The organism is Streptomyces sp. NBC_01445 (assembly GCF_035918235.1).
GTDB lineage: Bacteria > Actinomycetota > Actinomycetes > Streptomycetales > Streptomycetaceae > Streptomyces.
The window spans coordinates 2,369,697-2,387,795 of sequence record NZ_CP109485.1 but is presented as its reverse complement, the minus strand read 5'-3'; the positions used below and the strand labels follow the sequence as shown (position 1 = coordinate 2,387,795).

The following is an 18,099-nucleotide window of genomic DNA, read 5'->3' as shown; positions in this document are numbered from 1 at the left end:
GAGATTCCTGCCTACCTTGTGGCGGCGGGCTTGGCGCCACGGGTGCGCCTGACGACTGCCCTCCCGGCAGCCGGGATGAGCGCGTGGCCCATCCGGTACAGGTGCAAGATGTTCCGGGCCGCGTTCCAGTCGGCGTTGCCGGACCATCCGCAGTCGGGGTTCTTGCATACGAACGTGGCCTGGTCTTCCCGGCTGCCGGGCGTGATGAAACCGCAGGCGGAGCAGCGCAGGGAGGTGTTCGGGGCGGGAACCTTGGCCAGGGTGCCGCCGTTGCGGGCAGTTTTGTACGTCAGCATCGTCACGGTGCGACCCCATGCCTCCTGGCTGATGGAGCGGTTCAGACCGGACTTCTGCGCGACGTTCCTCCCCGGCTGGTCGGTAGTGCCCTTGGCGGACTTGACCATGTTCGTGATGTTGAGCTGTTCCACCACGACCGTGCCGTACTGCTCGGCGATGGCGGTGGTGGCCTGGTGCTGCCAGTCAATGGCTCGGCGCGTGGCTCTTGCGCGGAGCTGCTTGATCTGGTCGTAGGTGCGGTGTAGCCGGTTCGAGCTGCGCTCTTTCGGCTTGCGGAAGGACTTGCGGTGCGCGGCCCGCTGTTCCAGGCGAAGCAGTCTGGCTTTCTCGTCCGGGTTCAGCCACTTGTCCCGGTCGGCGGTGCCGTCCGGGAGCCGGGGCGGCCGTCCGTGGTCTTGGTGGCTGCCGTCGGACAGCGCGAGGGGCAGGTTCACCCCGGCGTCGATGCCGACCTCCAGTCCGGTGTGCGGTTCGGGCTTGACCTCAAGAGTCTGGACGCGGAAGGCGATGTGCCGGCCGAGTCCGTCTTTGACCAGCCGTGCCCCGGTGATCCGGTTCTCCTTGTTGGCGTGCCTGCCGACCGGGAGGTCCTTGGTCCAGCGGAAGCGGACGCGGCCCACCTTGGGGATGTTGACCATGCCCCACCGGCGGTGTACTCGCTTGATCTGCAGATCCCGGCCCTGCGGGATGTCCACCGACAATGCCGTGCGGAAGCGGGCCTTGAAGTTCGGCTCGTCCGCACGCCCGTCCCAGCAGTTCCGCCACGCCTGGAAGTACGTCTTGAGGACCGCCTGCGCGGCCTGCGCGGGCAGCACCGCGTACCAGTCGATCTCCTTGCGGGCCTGCCGCAACGCCTGATCCATGCGCGTCGGAGCGCGCTGACACTTCGGCGTCATCCGCCACAGGTCGTGGAGCTGATTCCACATCGCCCGCGCGGCGTGCGCCTGGTCATCCATGAACCGGACCTGCGCAGGCGTCAGCGCCAGCCGGGCGCGATGCCCCAACTGCTGCTTCTCCCACACGAGTTGGGCCTTGACCCTGAATTCTGAACACGGGTTATGCGGCTGGTGCCAGCGTAGTTGGTGTGAGGTGGAAGGCGTCCTCGAAGGCGATCGGTGATCGCTGTCCGAGGCGGGAGTGTCGGCGCCGGGTGTTGTAGCGGTGGAGCCATCTGAAGGCGTCGAGTCGGGCTTCGCGCTCGCCTGGCCAGCTCTTTCGTCCCTGCAGGGTCTCGCGTTTAAAGGTCGCGTTGAAGGACTCGGCGAGTGCGTTGTCCGCGCTGGACCCGACCGAGCTCATGCTTCGCCGAACCCCTGCTGACCTGCAGGCTTCAGCGAAGGCCCTGCTCGTGTACTGGGCTCCGTGGTCGGTGTGCATGATCGATCCGGCGAGGCTGCCGCGGGTGCGGATCGCCGCGGCCAGGGCGTCGGTCACGAGATCCGCGCGCATGTGGTCGGCGATCGCCCAGCCGGCCAGACGGCGCGAAGCGAGGTCGATGACGGTCGCCAGGTAGCAGGACTTCCCGCCGTCGATGGGCAGGTAGGTGATGTCGCCGACGTACTTCGTGTTCGGCTTGCCCGCGGTGAAGTCGCGGCCGATCAGGTCCGGAGCCTTGGCCGCAGCCGGATCGGGGACGGTGGTGCGGTGCCGGCGGCGCAACCGAACCCCTTCGATCCCGGACGCCCGCATGATCCGGGCGACCCGCTTGTGGTTGACCGCCTCTCCGCTCGTCTCGCGGAGCTCGGCGGTGATTCTTGGGGCTCCGTAGGTGCCGTCCGATTCCTGGTGCACCGCCCGTATCCGGGCGGCCAACTTCGCGTCGGCCGCCTGCCGGGCGGCCCGGTCCGCGGCTGTCCGGCGCCAGTAGTAGAAGCTCGAGCGGCTGATGCCGAGGATGCTGCAGAGCCGCTTCACGCCGTAGCGGCGCTGATGGTCGGCGACGCACTGGAAGCGGTTCACCAGCGCGTCTCCCCGGCGAAATACTTGGCGGCCTTCCGCAAGATCTCGCGTTCCTCCTCGAGCTCGCGGACCTTCTTCCGCAGAGCCGCGTTCTCCGCCTCCAGCGGGGCCGGCGGTTGGGCCGGTTCCTGCGTCCGGCGTCCCCGTGGACGGCTTGCTCCCGCAGCCCGGACCCAGTTCCGCAGGGTCTCCGGGTTGATCCCCAGATCGGCGGCGACCGACCTGATCGTCGCATCGGGCCGCGACTCGTACAGCGCGACCGCGTCCGCCTTGAACTCCGGCGGGTAGTTCTTCATGACCACGAGATGTCCGTTCTCAGATCCTCAGGATCCAGTGTCTCGTGTGTCCAACATGAGGGGTCAAGGCCCAAGGCCGGGTAGTTAGCGTTTCCGCTGGTCACGCAAGGGGGGCGGCATCGTGATTGCCGCGTAGCGGCCCGTGCGGACTCTCTTGATCATTCCTCTCTCGGCCCAGCGGGCGAGTTGGCGATAGGTGGCGACGAGGGTGACGTCGCCGAGGAGCTCGGCGATCTCTCTTGATCGCCACAGCCGTTCGGGCTCTGCCTGCAGGATGGTCAGGACACGTGCCATGCGGTTGCCGGTGTTCTCCCGGTCGGTCGTCGCGGGCAGTGCGGGCTGTGGCGGTGGGGGCGGCAGGAGAGTGATCGTCGTCGAGGTCACGACCTTGCTGCCGTCGGGTCGGCCGTCCAGTTTCCTTTCCGCGTAACGGGAGATGGGGGACTTCACCTTGCGGGTGCTGACACGGGACCGCCGCGCGGGCGACAGCGCCGACAGGACTCGTCGGCCGATCTCCCCGATGCCCTGCTCGAAGACTCCTTCCGCGCATACCAGCCGGTCGCGAGCGGTTTGGAAGGCGACGGTGAAGCCACAGCGGTCTGGGTCGGTGCCTGGCCTGGACTCCGCTGCCTCGACCATGGTGCGGCGCAGAAGCTGGTAGAGAGTGAGCAGAGCCCACATCTCCTGCTCGACGCCGGCCGGATCGTGAGAGCGCAGGACCCGTGCGTGCAGGATGGTGTGGCGGAGCGCGTAGTAGGCGCTCTCGTGCTCCCAACGCTCGTGATAGAGGTGCACGAGGCGGTCGGCGGGGTAGCGGCGGGCATCCAGCAACGTGGTTGCCAGACGGTAGGAGCCCTCGAAGGTGCTGCCGTCCGTGCAGATGACGCTCACTCGGGCCTCGATGATGCGTACCCGGACGCCGCCGATGACCGAGAGGTAGGAAGAGTCGGCGAGTGCCTTCAGAACCGGTGGACGGCGGCGCTGATTGATGCGGCCCAAGACCCGTGCGCCGGTGGCGTGCACGGCGGCGAGGAAGTCGTTGCTGTCGAAGCCCCGGTCCCACAAGACCAGCATTTCGGGGACCAGATGCGGCAACAACCTGGTGGCGTACGAGGTCTCGCCCTCCCGGGTAGGGCCGAAGACCGCCCCGACCACGGCCCGGGTACCGGTCTCCACCAGCGTCACCAGCTCGACCTGGGGATAACCGCCGTGCGGGCACCGCCGCAGCCAGCTCCGATTGCGCTCACTGTCGGGCACTTTGATCGAGCTGCAGCCGTCGAACGACACCGTCCGATACGGGCCGAACCGTACCCCCGGCGTGGTTGGCTGGGCCAACGGCCCGGCCAGCACCTCGAACAACGCCCGCACCGGCGCGCTCCCGAGCCGGCGACGCAGATCACGTAACGCTTTCGTGCTCGGGCAGACGATCGGCATCCCCGACAGGCCGGCGGTCAGCTTGTCCCAGACCAGCCGGTAGCCGACCTCGGGGAACAAGCACATCGCCAGGAGGAAGTAGACGCCGACCCGCGAGGGCAGATCACGCAACCGCCGCTGCACGGTCCCGGTCTCCGACAAGACCGCGTCGACCAGCTCGAACGGCATGATCGGCGTCAGTTCCCCCAGATGTCCGGGAGCGAACCGGCCCGCGGCCACCGTGACCGTTCGGGTGATGGCCGTCAGTGCAGGCGGCAGGACACAGTGAGAAGGCAACGGAGCTCCTTGCGGGACAAGCTGTCTTGGACGACTGCCTGTACCAACGAGCTCCGTTGCTCCATATCGGAAACTCGTCAACACCCCTTGCATGACCTGCGAGTTCGCTAACTACCCGGCCTTGGGTCAAGGCCCGGCGCGAACTTCGTTCTCCCCGGGTCCGGTGGTGTGCTGAGCGGCGCGTTGGCGGCCACGGATTGGTGGAAAGAGCGTCAGCACCGCAAGCAAATCGCTTGGGCACCCTTCGTCCTCGACGCCCGAAATCCCCGCTGATGGAAGACTCCTGCTGTCCGGGTTATGCCGCCTCGTAGTGGTGCGCCCGGCCGCCGTGCCACTTCACCCACGACGGCTCCTCAAGCAGGTCCTCCGCGTCCGGCAGGCCCGCGCGGCGCAGGAACTCGATGACGTCCCCATCTGAGTAGGCGAGGCCGAGGATCTGTCCGCGCGCGGTTACCCGTCGGCCGCCCGTGCCGAGCGGCGGGTGCACGACTATCGGCGCCGTCGCCATACGTCCATGGTCACCCGAATGGCCAGCGCGTGCATGCGGTACGCGTGTCGGCCTCGGAGGATTTCCGCAGAGGCCCGCCCGGCCTCCCTTCCTTCCGGCCGGGCGAGCCTCTCTCAGTCCAGAACGCCGAGTCTCACGTCGGGTCGGCAGCGGGGGCACGCGTCGACACCGAGGCCAAGGGCCGGACCTGGAGTATGCCGTCGTCCGATGCATGCGAGTGAATCTTGCAACGGCGCGGTCGAGGTCGCGATGCGCTGCGCATTTCCATGATCAAAATCTGGGGCGAGTCCCGTCTTTCGGCGCGAGTGAAAGGACACCCTGTGTCCAAACGTAAGTCTTTGGTGACTGCGGCCGCCGTCGCGGTCCTGGCTAGCTCGCTCGGTCTGGCAGTCGCCCCGGCCGCGACTGCTGCCGCACCGACCATGCACATCGTGGAGGGAGCCGAGGTGACGATCCCTGCGGCCTCCGGTGGCTACGCAGGAAACGCGGCAGCCATCGCGAAGTGTCCCGCAGGGGAGATCCTCACGGGCGGCGGAGCCAACGTGACGTCGGGAAACTCCTACACCCAGCGGTACAACCTCTCCGCGAGCAAGCCGATCGGCGGGGAGACCTGGTGGGCCTATGCCACCAACGCCGACCCCACCACACCCGGAAAGCTCCGGGCTTACGCGGTCTGCGCCAAGGTGAGTGACATCAGCGTGGTCCAGACTCCCTGACGCCGGACGATGGTCAACAGGGCGGGACCTTTCTCGGGGGTGCCGCCCTGTTCGCTGAGCTTTCACGCCGGCCGAGCAAGTTGCGGACGAGTCGTGAACTGGGCTGAAGACGCGGCATGAAGCGGCTCACTCCAGCACCCCGAGCTCCGTGTCCGGCCGGCAGTGCGGACAAGCGGCGATGCCCTCGGTCAGTGCGCGCAACGCCTGCTCCCGGTCGACGCCTCGGGAGCGCTTGCCCGCCATGTGACAGTCGCCGGCGTGGACGTATACGGAGTCGCGTCCGCCGAGGCCCATCTCGATGAGCCAGTCCGGGGCGGGCGGTCGGGCCTGCTCGCCGCGGCGGTGCTCCACCTCGCGGCGTTCTTCGGTGGCGATCCATCGGTCGATCTGCTCGACCTGCTGCACGGCGATGCGGCGGGCGAAGCGCAGCATGTCGAGGCGCGGAGTCGAGCTATCGTTCATGTGTTCGATAGTACGTCGGCGATCGCCGCACTCATCGCAGGGCAGGAGGTGTGACTGAACGCCGTAGTTGGAGAGTGAGTGCTTTAGGTGACGGGGTTTGAGCGTTGTACTTGGCGGGCTGATGGCAGCAGCCAAAGGTGCTCTTGTTTCTCAGCCGGAAGTACGAGCGCGTTTCAGAGGCTGGCCGTAGCGTCTTGTCCGTTGTGCGTTCAGATCTGGTCAGTCGTTCGCGCCCGCGCTCAGGGGGAAGCGTCGAAGGACGGTGAAGGAGTTTGCGGTCGTCTGGGTGAACAGAAGTTCCCGCGCCCAGACCGTGCCCCTGGCGCAATGTCCGGCCAGCTCGGCATAACACTGTGGTCCGCGCCTGCAGGTGCGTGGATGGGCGATCGTGACATGCGCGGGGAATCTGATCGGTGTCATAGGAGGGGACAACAAGCCTCGGCGCAGGTCTGCCCACCCCCGGTCCACGTCGTCAACCGCGACGAACACCCCACCGCGGCCCTCGTCTTCCGTGAAGACCTCGCCCAGGCGCAGCTGGAAGGCGGGTGTCTGGTGGTGGCAGAGTTCAGCCCGTTGCAGGAGGAGAGCTTCGTCGACGGTCTCTTCCGGGTAGGTGACGGTCACGTGCGCGGGGATGGCGCTGGCCATGACGGGGTCCCACTCGTGTCTCCACCGTTCGATCTGCCCAGCCTCCGGCCCGGCCAGGTTCACACACAGATGCCGTCTCATGGACGCAGCGTAGGTGCGGTGTCGCTTGCTTCTCGCGGTTCGAGTAAGCCAGCGGCATCGGCTCGCTGCTCGGGCCGATCCTCGCCGGATGTGGCACGCCGGTGGCGCGTGTCTCTCCCGTCGCGGCCGCCAACTATGGCGCTCAGACTCGCCAACTACGGCGCTCAGTCACAGGAGGTACCCGTGAGCGTCACTGACCTGCTGCGATCACTCGCCCTCGGCCCGGCCGACCTGAAACCGGCACCGCAGCGACCGGCGAACGCGCAGGACGCCACCGAACGCCTCGGCCCGGAGCCCCTCCCCTGCGCAGCCTGCGGCACCCCAGCCCGCTCCACCCGCATCATCGACACCCCCAGCCACGGCCGGCGCTGGCTCGACCTATGCCGGGACTGCATGCTCGCCACCGCCGACCACCGCCGCCCGACCGTGCCCCTCGCTGCCACGCTTGAGGTACTGCGCGACGCCGCCGAGGAGGCCGGCGTCACCGTGCGGGTCCTCGTCGACCCACCGAAGGGGGCGTGACAGAGTGCAGGTCATGGCCAACCCGGAGCGATACCGCGTCACCCTCACGACCGGGGGCGCTGTCGTCATGCAGGGCGAGTGGTCCATCCGCGAGACTGGGGAGCGGAAGTTCCGGTCATGGATCGGCAGCTACGGCAGCACGCAGGGCGCCCGCATCGCACTGGCCAAGCAGGCCGCGGACGAGACGTGGACCGAGCTGAAGGCGTGGCCGGACGGCGCGGCGTAGTTGCCGTCAGCTCAGGCGCCGCCCCGGGCCTTTGTCTTCACGTCCTGCTCGGCTTCATGCCGAGGAACGCCCTGCTCCTTCGCGTACTCCGTGACCGCGGCCTGCGTGTCCCGGGCCAGGTTCCGCCAGGCGCGCCACGCCGTCTCATACGTCGCCGTCTGCGTTTCAGCCCAGCCCCCTGCGGTTGGCGGGCCGTACTCGTCACGCAGGCGCAGGACTTCGCGGTGCGCAGCGTTCGCGGGTCGGTGAACGGTCCGGGGCGTACGTGAATGAGACCAGAGCTAAGGTCGCGGTTTGTCGCGGCGAGGGCACCTTAAGTCTGGTGGGCTACGGACGCGGGTGGTGCTGAAGGATGCCTTGGATGTCTTGGAGCCAGCGGCGCAGAGGGACGTTCTCCGGCGGGTAGACCTGGAGTCCCAGGATCTGTGCCGCCTGGTCGAGTTCGCTGTCGTCCTCGACCGAGGTGAGGAAGGAGCCGATTTCCTTGGCCGCCTCGTCGATTGTCTCTGGGCCGTTGGCGTCGAGGAAGTCGTCCAGGGCCTCTCGATGGGATGCGTAGAACCGCGAGTAGTCCTGATGGAAATATCCGCCCAGCAGCGCCTGGAGTTCGGGGAACTGCTTGCCCCACTCCCAGTCCGTGCGGGGAATCTCTGAATGCTCGTAGTCACCGCCGTGCCGGATCCGGTCGAGATGGTCCCGGGCTAGGGCAAGACACTGCTCGACGGTGCGATCGGCAGGCGGCTTGATGTGGGGCAGGGTGTCGACCTCGTCAGCGATCTCGTCGCTGAACAGGCCGACGGTCAGCAGGTCGTCGATCTCGGCGATGACCGTGTCCAGCAGGCCGGGGGTGCGGACGGCCTGGCGGATGTAGGACTGGAGGGCATCGCCCGGCGCTTGCGGTGTGTCTGTGAAGACGTATCCGGCTGAGGCGTAGGCGTGGAGCAGGTCGTGGACTTCGGGGAATCGGATGTGATCCAAGAAGCCTTCGGGTTGGGTCACGGGCCGGTCCTTGGTGGCTAGTCGGTGCTCGGGGTCAGGCGACGGGGTAGGACGTGTGGATGCGGAAGCCGCTGGGCATGTCCGGATCTCGACGTAGGATGAGCTGCACTTGATGCACGTCGTGGGGCCCGGTGCCACGGATGAAGTCCTCGCGGGAGATGCTACGACCGGTGACTTCGTCACCGAAGTCCACCTTGATCACCTTTTGCCCGCTGGACGTGTTCTCCAGCCAGCGTCGTACATCGTGCTGCTTCTGGACGATCGCCCGGTCGGTGAGGTCTTGGGCCGACTGCTCGTTGATGAAGCTGGAGCTTCCGGTGATCTTCTTGTCGGAGCGCAGCCGGGCACGCAGATCGCGGTCTGTCTTCTCGACGTGCCGCTCGATGGTGTGGGCTCCCTTCTGCCCCTCATCACCTGCGAGATCACCTCTGTACTTCGGCTTCTGTGCACCCTTGCGCTTGCTCCGTGGCCAAGCGTTGGGCTCCCCGTCACCCTTGATGAGCAGTCCGAGGTCGTCGAGGCCTGCCGATTCGCCGCCCGCGATGGCGACCTGCGGTCCGAAGCCAGACACGCGCACGCCGCCGAGCAGTTCGGTCATTCCGCCCGCGTTCTGCGCGGCGCGGTAGGTGGCGCCCGCGCCGCCGAGAGCTCCGCCGGTGAGGGCGCCGTAGAGCAGGGCCTGATGGGCCTCGTCGAGGTTAAGGCCCTTGCTCTCTCCGGTGCCAATGGCGACGGGCTGGGTGACGGCCAGGTCGACGGTGATCGATTCGATGCCCGCCATGGCCGCGGTGGCCAGGGTGGTGCCCGCGATGGTGGCTATCTCAGTCGAGACAGCCACGCCAAGGGTGGCGGCCAAGTCGACGATTGTCGCGGTGGCCGCGGCTGCGGCGGCTTCGGAGATGCCGGCGGTGAAAACGGCCAGCAGGGTTCCGGCGGCAATGGTTGCGCCGACGATCTCCAGCTCGTGTTCCAGACGCTTGACGGCGTGGTGGACAGCATCGGCGTACTGATCGAGCGACTTTGCCATGTCGCGGGCACCGTCGATCATGTCCTGGAGCCAGCCATGCCCGTCGTAGTAGTAGCGGCGCCAGTACGGGTCGTCAAAGGCGGATATCGCCTCGCCCTTGTTGTGCGTGATGATGCCGCGGGCCGACTTGTTCGCGGCGGCCGTGACGTCTTCGAGGTCGTCGGCGAAGTCCCGCCACGCCTTGGCCGCGTGTCGTAGACCGTCCTCGTCGGCATCCGGCCACCACATGCCGGTCATGTCCTGGACGATCTTCTTCGCCTTGTCGGCCACGCTCACTGGTCGGTTCCGTGACTGTCGTGCGGTGTGGCCTTGATCTTGCTGAACATCGAGCGGACGAGCTCTTCGTTGTCGATGTGGCCGTCCGCCATGTCCTTCATGGCGTCGTGGATGCTGGCCAGGCCGAGAGCCAGGATCTCGGCGGCGTGCTTCATCTGCTTCACGTTCGGGCCGTAGTGCCCATGGAACTGCTTGCCCTGCTTGTCATCCCCCCACGGTGAACCAGCTGCCGCCAGGCCCGTCTTGAGCTTGGTCAGTGCCTTTGCGAGGTCGGTGCTGTGCGTGTGGAAATGCGGGGCCGTCGCCTTCAAGTCGGCGATCTTGATGTCGAGTATCTCGCCGCCGCCGTCACTGCCCTTGTCACCCATGGTGTCGTGCCCCATCCCCTCCGTTGGCTCACCAGCCCAAAGACCTTAAATGGCTTGCAGGGTTCGCAGTCGAGATCGGCGTCAAGCGGCAGCAAAGTTCCGTTCAAGATTCCGCAGGACAGGCGGGGACTTGTGGTGGGAGTGTTCGGGCTCCGCTGGTGACGACCCCCGTTCCCGAAGAGCGGCCCAGGAATTGACGGCGATCGCTGGAAACTCCTCGCACGGTCGGAAACGCGGTCAGCTGGGGAGATACCACCCACCCAGGCGCGGTTCGCGGCTCTTGGAAAGAGCACCCAAACGAGACTCCCTCACGCGAGGTTGGCCACGCCCAGGTACCTGGTACCCGAGATCTTGTCTCGGCTGGGGTATAGGGAGTTCGGCACTACTCCTCTGATTCAGGATCCATCTGCCATTTGTGTGCGAGGCGCCCGGCGGGGTCCCGCCCGTAGCGCAGGAGCACATCGGCTTCGTCGCCAAGAAGCCCGAGCCTCAGGGCAGGGAACCAGCCGCTGCCCAAGCTGACGCCGGCATCGGCAGCGCGCCAGAACCAGGCAAGTGCGTCCTCCTGCCGGCCTGCGATGGCCAGTTGACTGGCCGCTACCTGCAGCGCGTTGGTGTCGCCCTTGACGGCTGCTCGTTCGTACCAGGGAAGCGCGTCGTCGAGACGATCCGCCATCACCAGTCGGTCGGCCGCCCATCGAAGCACCTCATAGCTCCCATCGGCAGCTGCGCGCTCGAACCATAGCTGTGCTTCGAGGAAGCGTGCCGCACGCCATAGTTCGTGCGCGGCCTTGCGCATCGCGTTGGCGTCCCCATGAGCGGCTGCGTGTTCGTACCAGGGAAGCGCGTCGTCCAGACGCCCCTCCTCCGCCAACCGATCACCCGCCGGAACGAGCGCCCGTGCGTCGCCGTGATCGGCAGCGCGCTCGAACCACACCAGAGCCTCTTCCAGGCGTCCCTCCGCCACCAGCCGGTTACCGGCCCAGCGCAGAGCCTCCGTGTCGCCGTACTCGGCGGCCCGCTCGAAGCACAACAGCGCCTCGTCCCAACGTGCCGACTCAGCCAGTCGGTCACCCGCCCGGCGGAGGTGACGCGGCCCCGACCGAGTGGCGGCTCGTTCATACCAGGAAAGGGCGTCGCTCAGGCGCCCCGCGTCAGCCAACCGATCACCTGCTGCGTGAAGTGCCGCGACATCACCTGCGTCTGCTGCACGCCCATACCAGGCAAGGGCCTCATCCAGGCGTCCGGCCTCCGCAAGCTGATCGCCCACCAGGCTCAGGGCCTCCTCATCGCCCAGACCGGCTGCCCTTTCCAGCCAGGCAAGGGCCTCGTCCGCTCGGCCTGCCGTCACCAACCGGCGTGCTGCCCAGTGGAGAGCTCGCAAGTCACCGGCCTGGGCCGTACGTTCGTACCACTGCAGAGCCTCATCTAGACGGTCGGCGTCCACTAGTCGGTCGCCCGCCACGAGCAGTGCATCGCTGTCGCCGGCATCGGCCGCATGCTGGTAGCGGACGAGAGCCTGATCCAGATGATCCGCCTGGACCATGCGGTCGGCCGCCCAGCGGTAAGCGCTCGGTGTCCGTTGTGCAGCGGCGGTCCGCGCGTACCAGACCACGGCTTCGTCGCGGTACCCGGCCCTGGTCAGGTCAGTTGCTGCCCACCGAAGCGGCTTAGGTCGCCCATCGGCGGCGGCCCGCTCGTACCACGTCAGTGCCTCCTCCGGACGCCCCGCAGCCAGAAGGTGGCCAGCAGCCATCAGGAGAGCATCGTCAACCCCGCCAGCCGCCGCGCGTTCGAACCATGCCAGGGCCTCGTCCAGACGCCCAGCCTCCGCCAGCTCGTCACCCGCATCAAGGAGAGCCTCCCCGTCGCCGGCAGCAGCGGCCGGTTCGACGGACGGTCGTGGTGGCGGTCCGGCCGACCGCAGAGCTGATCCTCGCGTGTGATGTTGTCGCTCGGAACGGCTGGCAAGGGCTCTCCTCCTCGGACCCGCGGATCGGAGAGCTGTCTGACCTCCTCCAACTCCTCGCTGCCTACCCGGCGGAGGAGCGCGGGGCCGAGTACCGGAACCGCAATGGGGCGGCCTACAAGAGCCTCAACATCGCCAGCTTCCACCCTGACTACACGGGCAAGCCAACAAACGGCGGGCAGCTGGACGGCGAGGTACTGCGAGACTTCCTGAACCGTCCGGCAGAGATGGCACGTGCAGCCGAGCTTCTTCGTGAGGGCCTGCGGTCTGGTGAGTTCCAGCCCGTACCACTGCCCGAAGACGAGGACTTGGACGACGACGTCAGCGCGCCCGAGGGACGCGTTCTCTACCGACGCTACCGGACACGCGAACGCAGCAAGGGGCTCCGCAAGAAGAAGATGGCGTCGGTTCTCAAGCGGGGAGGCACCCTGTCCTGCGAGGCGTGCGGGTTCGACTTCGCCAGGGTCTACGGCGAGCGGGGCGAGGGCTACATCGAGTGCCACCACGTGGTGCCGCTCTACGAGGCCGGGGAAGGCACCACGAAGTTGGCGGACCTCGCGTTGATCTGCTCGAACTGCCACCGCATGATTCACCGCAGTGCCCCATGGCCCACGCCGGCCGAACTGCGCCTACTGGTCCGGGAGCAGACCAGTATCCAGGGAGCAAAGCTGCCGAGACCGCGCTCCGTGACAGAGACCGCCCAATCGTGACGGTTTCAAGACCGCCGCATACGCGGACACTACGACTGGCCCCGGTGGCGCTTCGGTGGCCCGCACATGGCCCACAGCCGCTGAGGAGTCACTACGGTAATCACACCTGGAGGGTCAAATCCCCCCAGCTCATACCGCCAGACCGTCCCACCCTCATTCCAACCCGCTGCACTCTCCACGCCCAAGCCGTTGACCAGCGCTAATGAAGAAGTCCGGCTGGAGTACTAGATCTCGTCGAGTGCATGGGGGAGCCTGTCGCGCGGGTCCCAGATATCGAGGACGTACCCCGGCTCGTCATCGTCGCCGTTACTTCCGATGGGTCGATAGATGTGGCGCTCATAGCTCCCTCTGAGGTCATCAGTCATAGGCTGCACCTCCATCTCCCAGGGATGGAGGTTCTGGAGCTGTTCGGCCGTGGTTGGCTGCGGGGGATCGGAGCGCAACAGGGACGGTTCCCTGTCGCCCTGCGTCGTGCTGATGAGGATGCGGGTCTGCCAGTTGCACGCAACCATCCGCGGCGCGTTCACGCGGAACTCGGCGGGGCCCATGAGTGTCCAACCCGCCGCTACGGAACACCACACCTGGTCTCCGATGCTGTGAGCCTTCACCTCTCCGATGCTGTCAAGCGTGGCCGATGGTCTCTCAATCCATCCTCGAACCGGAGCTGGATCGCTCATGGGGAAGACCGTTGCCTCGAAACGCCCCGAGGTGAGTGACTGGCGGAACCGGCTGGATCTCCAGTGGCGGTATGCCTCGTGTTCGATGAGGCGAGCTGTGGACGGCGACTCAAGCACTGCTCGGACCGCATCGCCGTCCGGAGTCGTCTTCGTTGCGAAGAGTTCGACCAGCTCATTCACGTTGGTGAGGTGAACAAATCGCCCTTCCTCGACGCCTTCAAGGTCGGTACTCATCGGGTGCGGGTAGGGGGCTCCGCTACCGAAGTCGTGAGTGTTGGCGCTGACGAAATAGACCGTCTCATCGGGGTGAGCCGCGGCGTAGCGGGTTGCGGTCAGCCATATCGCCGCGTCGCGTGCTCCGACCTTGTGGCCCTTGTTGCCGCCGTCTGCGCCGACCAGCTTGCAGGGCGGCAGGAGGTTCATCTCCCGAGTCAGAGCGTCTTCAAGGATGCTGTGGTCAGACGGCAGCGCCTCGCCGACCTGCCTATACCGCATGCGCCAATGTTGCGCGTACCGACTGATGTTCACCTTCGGGAGTTTCTGCGGCAGGCTCCATGGGGTGTCCTGGGCGATCTTTACCCAAGCCTCCAAGGCGCCCTCGTAGCGGGCCCGGTAAGGGTTCACGCGCTGGGCAACGAGCTCCTCCAGCGCAATCGACGGGATGCCCACCCTTTCCACGCCAGCGGTCTGGATCGTTTTTAAGAGGTCGGTCGTGACGGTGTCTGGCCCTTTGTGCAGGATGTTCGTGTCCAGGATGATCAAGGCGGGGCGCTCCGTCTCTCTCGGCTTCGAGTCGTACGACGCTCAGCTTCCCAGGATCTGATCACCGGGCCCACTGAAATGGTGCATTGGCCTCGGCTCCCACGGAGGGCAAACACGGAGGCGCCCCGCTACTCGGTGCAGCATCGGCGGAAGCGAGGGAGGTGGTCGGTCGTCTCCTGCAAGCCTCTGACGGCACCCCAGGGCCAGGCCTATGGTGCAGGCGACGAGGCGGGATACACCCGGGGGGCTGGGATGAGTCGACTGAAGGTCGCGGCTGCTGTGACCGTATTGCTGCTGAGTGCCGTCGGCTGCGGGCACATGGAGGACCCGGGCGCGGCGGCCAAAGCCTCACCGTCCCCCAGCGGCCCCGTCTGGGAGGCCTACCAAGCAGGCAGGTCATTCGGCCGGGAGCACAAGGACACCGCCCGCATCCCTGACAGCGTGGCCCGTACGTCCGACCCCCAGGGGTCCGTCCAGGACGCAGTGGAGGCGGACAGTGAGAACGCGCGCTGGTGGTGCCAGCGCAACCTCCCCGCCGAGCTGGAGAGCGAGCACGAGGACCACGGCGACGCGCTCACCGCTGGGTGCGTCGGTGGTGTCCTGCCCCTGATGGACACGCCAGAACTGTGGGCACGGTAGGGCGGCGGGGGCGCACGGTCCACCAAGACCCGCCCCCTACACTCCCCACACTCAAGCCGGCGATGGAGACGGCTCCTTGTCTGCCAAGTCCACGTGCCCGAACGCCGGATCCTCTGACGTGACTGGCTGGCGGAAGACGATCCCGTTGATAGACCTGTGATGGTTCGCTCAACGCCCGCCGCACGAACGGAAATAGTGCCGCCGAGACACCGGCCTGCGCCGTATGGTTCTCACCTTACGAGTGAGGAGCGAACGGTGGCATACATAGCGAAGCCGGACTTCGATCAGACCCTCGCGGATTTCGGATCGGCCAGGTTCACTCAGCTCCGGCCTGGTCAGCGCCAGGTCCTCGCGGCGTACGCGGAGCAGCACCTTGACGCTGCAGACCTGGCCATCGAGATGCCCACCGGCGAGGGTAAAACACTGCTGGCGTTGCTGATCGCCGATCACGCCCTTGACCGTGGGTGGTCGGTGGCCTACTTGACCGGCACTCGCCAGCTCGCCGCGCGGGTCGAAGAGGAAGCCAAAGTACTGGGACTCGATGTCGTCCGCTTCGCCGCAAAGGACTACGGCGGTGCCAAGCTCGACGACTACCACCAAGCCCAGGCTGTCGGCGTGATGAACTATTGGGTCTACTTCAACAGCAGCCCCATCCCGAAGGCCGCCGACCTAGTCATCTTCGACGACGCTCACCTCGCCGAGCAGCCCCTCAGCGGGTTGCAGACTCTGCGTATCTCCGACAAGCCCGGCCCTGCTCGCCAGCTCTACCAGACGCTTTGTGAGCTGGTAGTGGCTCACACCGATGCCTACCCTGGCCTTAGCGCGATGCTCGACGGCACCGCCCGGCCCGGCACCCCGCCCGAGCTGTTGTCCTTCAGCGACTGGGATGCGATCTCGGGCCCGGCCCGCGATGCCATCGAGGCCTCACCGCTTGTCACGGACCGCGCGCTCAAGGACGAGGCGATGTATGTCTGGCCCACCGTCCGCGACCACCTCACCCAATGCGGCATCCTGATCGGACCCTCTGGCATCGAGATCCGCCCGTACCACCCCCCGACTGCCCTCAATACCCAGTACAGCCGGGCGAAGCAGCGGATTTACCTGTCGGCCACCCTCGGCTCGATGGACGATCTCCAGCGGCGAGTGGGAGGCGGGCCGGTCACTCGCCTGGCTTCCGCGTCACCGCTGCCGGCTGGCGCGACCGGTGAACGGCGTCTGGTGCTCAATCCCAGTTCCGAACCTGCCATCGGCCAGAACGTCCTCGGCTGGGCTCTCGCCCAAGCCCAGGCGGCCGGCGGTCGAGCGGCATGGCTGTGTGCCAGCCATGCCGAAGCCGACACTCTTGAGGAGACCCTTGCCGCCCAGGGGCATCAGGTCTACCGCCTTCGTCCCGGCGACGACTCTGTGGTTGAGACCTGGAGCCGAGTCGCGAGAGGGCACCTGATCACCGCTGGCCGCTACGACGGGCTCGACCTCGCAGGCGACCTGTGCAAGCTGGTCATCATCACCACGGTCCCGCAGGCCAGCAGCGAGTTCGAACGGTTCGTCGTTGCCTATCTGGGCGACGCCAGTTTCATGCGCCATCGGGTCGGCCAGCGAGTCACCCAGGCGCTGGGCCGCGCCAACCGCGAACCGACTGATCGGTCTCTCTACCTAGGACTAGACCCGAGCTTCGCCCAGATGCTCGCCGACCCGGCAGTCCGCAAGTCGATCCCCGCAGGTACCGAACCCACCATCCGTGCCGCACTGGAGACCTACGACCAGGGCTGGGACGGCGCCCTGCGTGCGTGCGCCACCTTCTGGCAACCAGCCGCGCAGCCCCCCGCAGCTACCGAAGCCGCAGCCCCGATGGACCCTCCTCGTAAGGCTCGTCCCGGCCGTAGCGCCCGCGGAAGCAGCGACGTCTCCAGCGCTGACGCTGAGGTCTCTGCAGCGACCGACCTCTGGCTCGGCGACCACGCAGGAGCAGCCAAGAAGGCGAGCGAAGCAGCCGCCCAACTCGCCATAGCCGGCGAAACCGAGCATGCAGCGTTCTGGCGCTATGTAGAGGCCCATGCCCACTTCGACCGAGGACGCCCCCAAGACCAGGTCGCCGCGCGCAGGGCGCTGGAAGAGGCCACTGCTGGCGGGCCCCGGACCACGTGGTTCCGCCGACTGGCTCGCACAGTCGCCGACCTTGAAGGCTACGAACACGCCGCTGACGACACCGACCGATTCTTCCTTGCATGGGACGAGTGGCGGCGTGAAGCCGGTGTTCGGCTCGACCGTGTCCTGTCTGAAGGGCGCGCCCTGCTCACTGGCAGCCACGATCAGCAGTGCGAAGGATTGACCAGGCTTGCTCGCCTCGTGGGTGCCAGTGGTGAACGCCCACCGAGGAGGGAACAGAGCGCTACGGACTGCCGGTGGACGTGGTCCACAGTCAAGCGAGCCGAGCGCCGCGTCTGGGAGGTCAAGACCGTCCCGAAGGGCGAGCCCAATCCGCTCAACCGCGGCGACGTGAACCAACTGCTCGGACAGATCGAGGTCGAGACCAGGCGGTCTGGGAAGACCCGCGTCTTCGGCTGCCTACTCACCCCGGCGACCGCGACCCAGGACGACGCTGCCGAAGCGGCCCACGACAAGATTGTGCTAGTCAACCACGGCGCGGCTGTGAGGCTCTACGACGTGCTGGCCGACCGGCTCCGCCAGTACGACGCACTGTGCGGTGACAATAACGCCGAAGCACGCGGTGAAGCGCGTACGAGGATCGAGGCGCTCCTGCCACAAGAAGACGGCTGGCTAGGCAAGTTGCTCGCTCCCTCTCGTGGGCGATTCATCACCGCAGACGACGTAGGCGCCGTCTTCCCATCGACGTGACGCCAGAAAGCGTCGCTCGGGCGGTGCCGCGTTCTACGGCACCGCCCCCAGCGGCCCGACCTGGAACCCCACTAGGGGAACGGGTGTTCGATCCAGCGCACGCGCGTGCTCTCGAACTGCGTTATTTCTGGGGGATCTTGAGGCTCTGGCCGACCTTGATCGCATTGGCGTTCGGGAGCTTGTTCAGGGTGGCGATCTCCTGGGCCAACCGTTGACGGTCCAGTGACGGCCCAGGACACGCAGGCCGCTGCCGGAGGGCAGCGCTGTTCCTCAGACCCATCATTGAGTGTTGGCCTCCTAATCCAGCGTTCGGTGCATGCACAAGATCGTGCAGCCACCAACACTCCTGGCTACTCTGAGAGTACGGGTAACTACCGTCTAGAGGGGGCAA

The 18,099-nt window shown here is 66.8% G+C and carries 17 protein-coding genes; 6 read left to right on the top strand and 11 right to left on the bottom strand.

Going from position 1 to position 18,099, the window contains the following annotated elements; genetic code table 11:
• Nucleotides 1-11: 11 nt before the first annotated feature.
• From OG574_RS11095 to OG574_RS11080, 4 genes are all read right to left on the bottom strand, one after another.
• Nucleotides 12-1,319 carry an RNA-guided endonuclease InsQ/TnpB family protein gene (locus OG574_RS11095; RefSeq protein ID WP_326773054.1) on the bottom strand — a complete coding sequence of 436 codons (1,308 nt, stop codon included), beginning with the start codon at nucleotides 1,317-1,319 and terminating at the stop codon, nucleotides 12-14.
• Nucleotides 1,320-1,353: 34 nt separating this feature from the next.
• Nucleotides 1,354-2,558 (bottom strand): IS3 family transposase gene (locus OG574_RS11090; protein WP_326773053.1). Its coding sequence is split into 2 segments (ribosomal slippage): nucleotides 1,354-2,267 and nucleotides 2,267-2,558, totalling 1,206 coding nucleotides; the frame shifts between segments, so codons are not numbered across the junction.
• 78 nt (nucleotides 2,559-2,636) lie between these two features.
• On the bottom strand, nucleotides 2,637-4,262 hold the full coding sequence (locus OG574_RS11085) for an IS4 family transposase (protein ID WP_326773052.1): 1,626 nt from the start codon (nucleotides 4,260-4,262) through the stop codon (nucleotides 2,637-2,639).
• Nucleotides 4,263-4,557: 295 nt separating this feature from the next.
• Nucleotides 4,558-4,770 (bottom strand): hypothetical protein, encoded by a 213-nt coding sequence (locus tag OG574_RS11080; RefSeq protein ID WP_326773051.1) that lies wholly within the window; start codon nucleotides 4,768-4,770, stop codon nucleotides 4,558-4,560.
• Between the two features lie 320 nt (nucleotides 4,771-5,090).
• Between OG574_RS11080 and OG574_RS11075 the strand changes: the two genes are divergently transcribed.
• Nucleotides 5,091-5,486 (top strand): hypothetical protein, encoded by a 396-nt coding sequence (locus tag OG574_RS11075; RefSeq protein ID WP_326773050.1) that lies wholly within the window; start codon nucleotides 5,091-5,093, stop codon nucleotides 5,484-5,486.
• A gap of 126 nt (nucleotides 5,487-5,612) precedes the next feature.
• On the opposite strand, the gene OG574_RS11070 is transcribed toward OG574_RS11075, so the two are convergent.
• Together OG574_RS11070 and OG574_RS11065 are read right to left on the bottom strand one after the other, a co-directional pair.
• Nucleotides 5,613-5,948: a DUF6233 domain-containing protein gene (locus tag OG574_RS11070; protein WP_326773049.1), complete on the bottom strand. Its 336-nt coding sequence runs from the start codon at nucleotides 5,946-5,948 to the stop codon at nucleotides 5,613-5,615.
• Between the two features lie 219 nt (nucleotides 5,949-6,167).
• Nucleotides 6,168-6,677 (bottom strand): 2'-5' RNA ligase family protein, encoded by a 510-nt coding sequence (locus tag OG574_RS11065; protein ID WP_326773048.1) that lies wholly within the window; start codon nucleotides 6,675-6,677, stop codon nucleotides 6,168-6,170.
• Between the two features lie 183 nt (nucleotides 6,678-6,860).
• Between OG574_RS11065 and OG574_RS11060 the strand changes: the two genes are divergently transcribed.
• Nucleotides 6,861-7,199 carry a hypothetical protein gene (locus tag OG574_RS11060; RefSeq protein WP_326773047.1) on the top strand — a complete coding sequence of 113 codons (339 nt, stop codon included), beginning with the start codon at nucleotides 6,861-6,863 and terminating at the stop codon, nucleotides 7,197-7,199.
• Between the two features lie 13 nt (nucleotides 7,200-7,212).
• The gene (locus OG574_RS11055; RefSeq protein WP_326773046.1) at nucleotides 7,213-7,425 is read left to right on the top strand and encodes a hypothetical protein; all 213 of its coding nucleotides are present in this window, start codon (nucleotides 7,213-7,215) and stop codon (nucleotides 7,423-7,425) included.
• A 327-nt stretch (nucleotides 7,426-7,752) separates the two neighbouring features.
• On the opposite strand, the gene OG574_RS11050 is transcribed toward OG574_RS11055, so the two are convergent.
• From OG574_RS11050 to OG574_RS11035, 4 genes are all read right to left on the bottom strand, one after another.
• Nucleotides 7,753-8,424: a contact-dependent growth inhibition system immunity protein gene (locus OG574_RS11050; protein ID WP_326773045.1), complete on the bottom strand. Its 672-nt coding sequence runs from the start codon at nucleotides 8,422-8,424 to the stop codon at nucleotides 7,753-7,755.
• A 34-nt stretch (nucleotides 8,425-8,458) separates the two neighbouring features.
• Nucleotides 8,459-9,727 carry an RNase A-like domain-containing protein gene (locus OG574_RS11045; RefSeq protein ID WP_326773044.1) on the bottom strand — a complete coding sequence of 423 codons (1,269 nt, stop codon included), beginning with the start codon at nucleotides 9,725-9,727 and terminating at the stop codon, nucleotides 8,459-8,461.
• Nucleotides 9,724-10,110 (bottom strand): hypothetical protein, encoded by a 387-nt coding sequence (locus OG574_RS11040; protein ID WP_326773043.1) that lies wholly within the window; start codon nucleotides 10,108-10,110, stop codon nucleotides 9,724-9,726. Before OG574_RS11040 ends, OG574_RS11045 begins: the two co-directional genes overlap by 4 nt.
• Before the next feature lie 367 nt (nucleotides 10,111-10,477).
• On the bottom strand, nucleotides 10,478-11,851 hold the full coding sequence (locus OG574_RS11035; RefSeq protein ID WP_326773042.1) for a hypothetical protein: 1,374 nt from the start codon (nucleotides 11,849-11,851) through the stop codon (nucleotides 10,478-10,480).
• A 149-nt stretch (nucleotides 11,852-12,000) separates the two neighbouring features.
• Between OG574_RS11035 and OG574_RS11030 the strand changes: the two genes are divergently transcribed.
• On the top strand, nucleotides 12,001-12,774 hold the full coding sequence (locus tag OG574_RS11030; RefSeq protein ID WP_442816812.1) for an HNH endonuclease: 774 nt from the start codon (nucleotides 12,001-12,003) through the stop codon (nucleotides 12,772-12,774).
• A gap of 224 nt (nucleotides 12,775-12,998) precedes the next feature.
• Here OG574_RS11030 and OG574_RS11025 read toward each other — a convergent pair whose 3' ends face one another.
• The gene (locus OG574_RS11025) at nucleotides 12,999-14,213 is read right to left on the bottom strand and encodes a PIN domain-containing protein (protein WP_326773041.1); all 1,215 of its coding nucleotides are present in this window, start codon (nucleotides 14,211-14,213) and stop codon (nucleotides 12,999-13,001) included.
• Between the two features lie 252 nt (nucleotides 14,214-14,465).
• Between OG574_RS11025 and OG574_RS11020 the strand changes: the two genes are divergently transcribed.
• Nucleotides 14,466-14,852: a hypothetical protein gene (locus OG574_RS11020; protein ID WP_326773040.1), complete on the top strand. Its 387-nt coding sequence runs from the start codon at nucleotides 14,466-14,468 to the stop codon at nucleotides 14,850-14,852.
• 255 nt (nucleotides 14,853-15,107) lie between these two features.
• Nucleotides 15,108-17,708, top strand: coding sequence for a DEAD/DEAH box helicase family protein (locus OG574_RS11015; RefSeq protein ID WP_326773039.1), 2,601 nt, complete (start codon nucleotides 15,108-15,110; stop codon nucleotides 17,706-17,708).
• The last annotated feature ends 391 nt before the right edge of the window (nucleotides 17,709-18,099 follow it).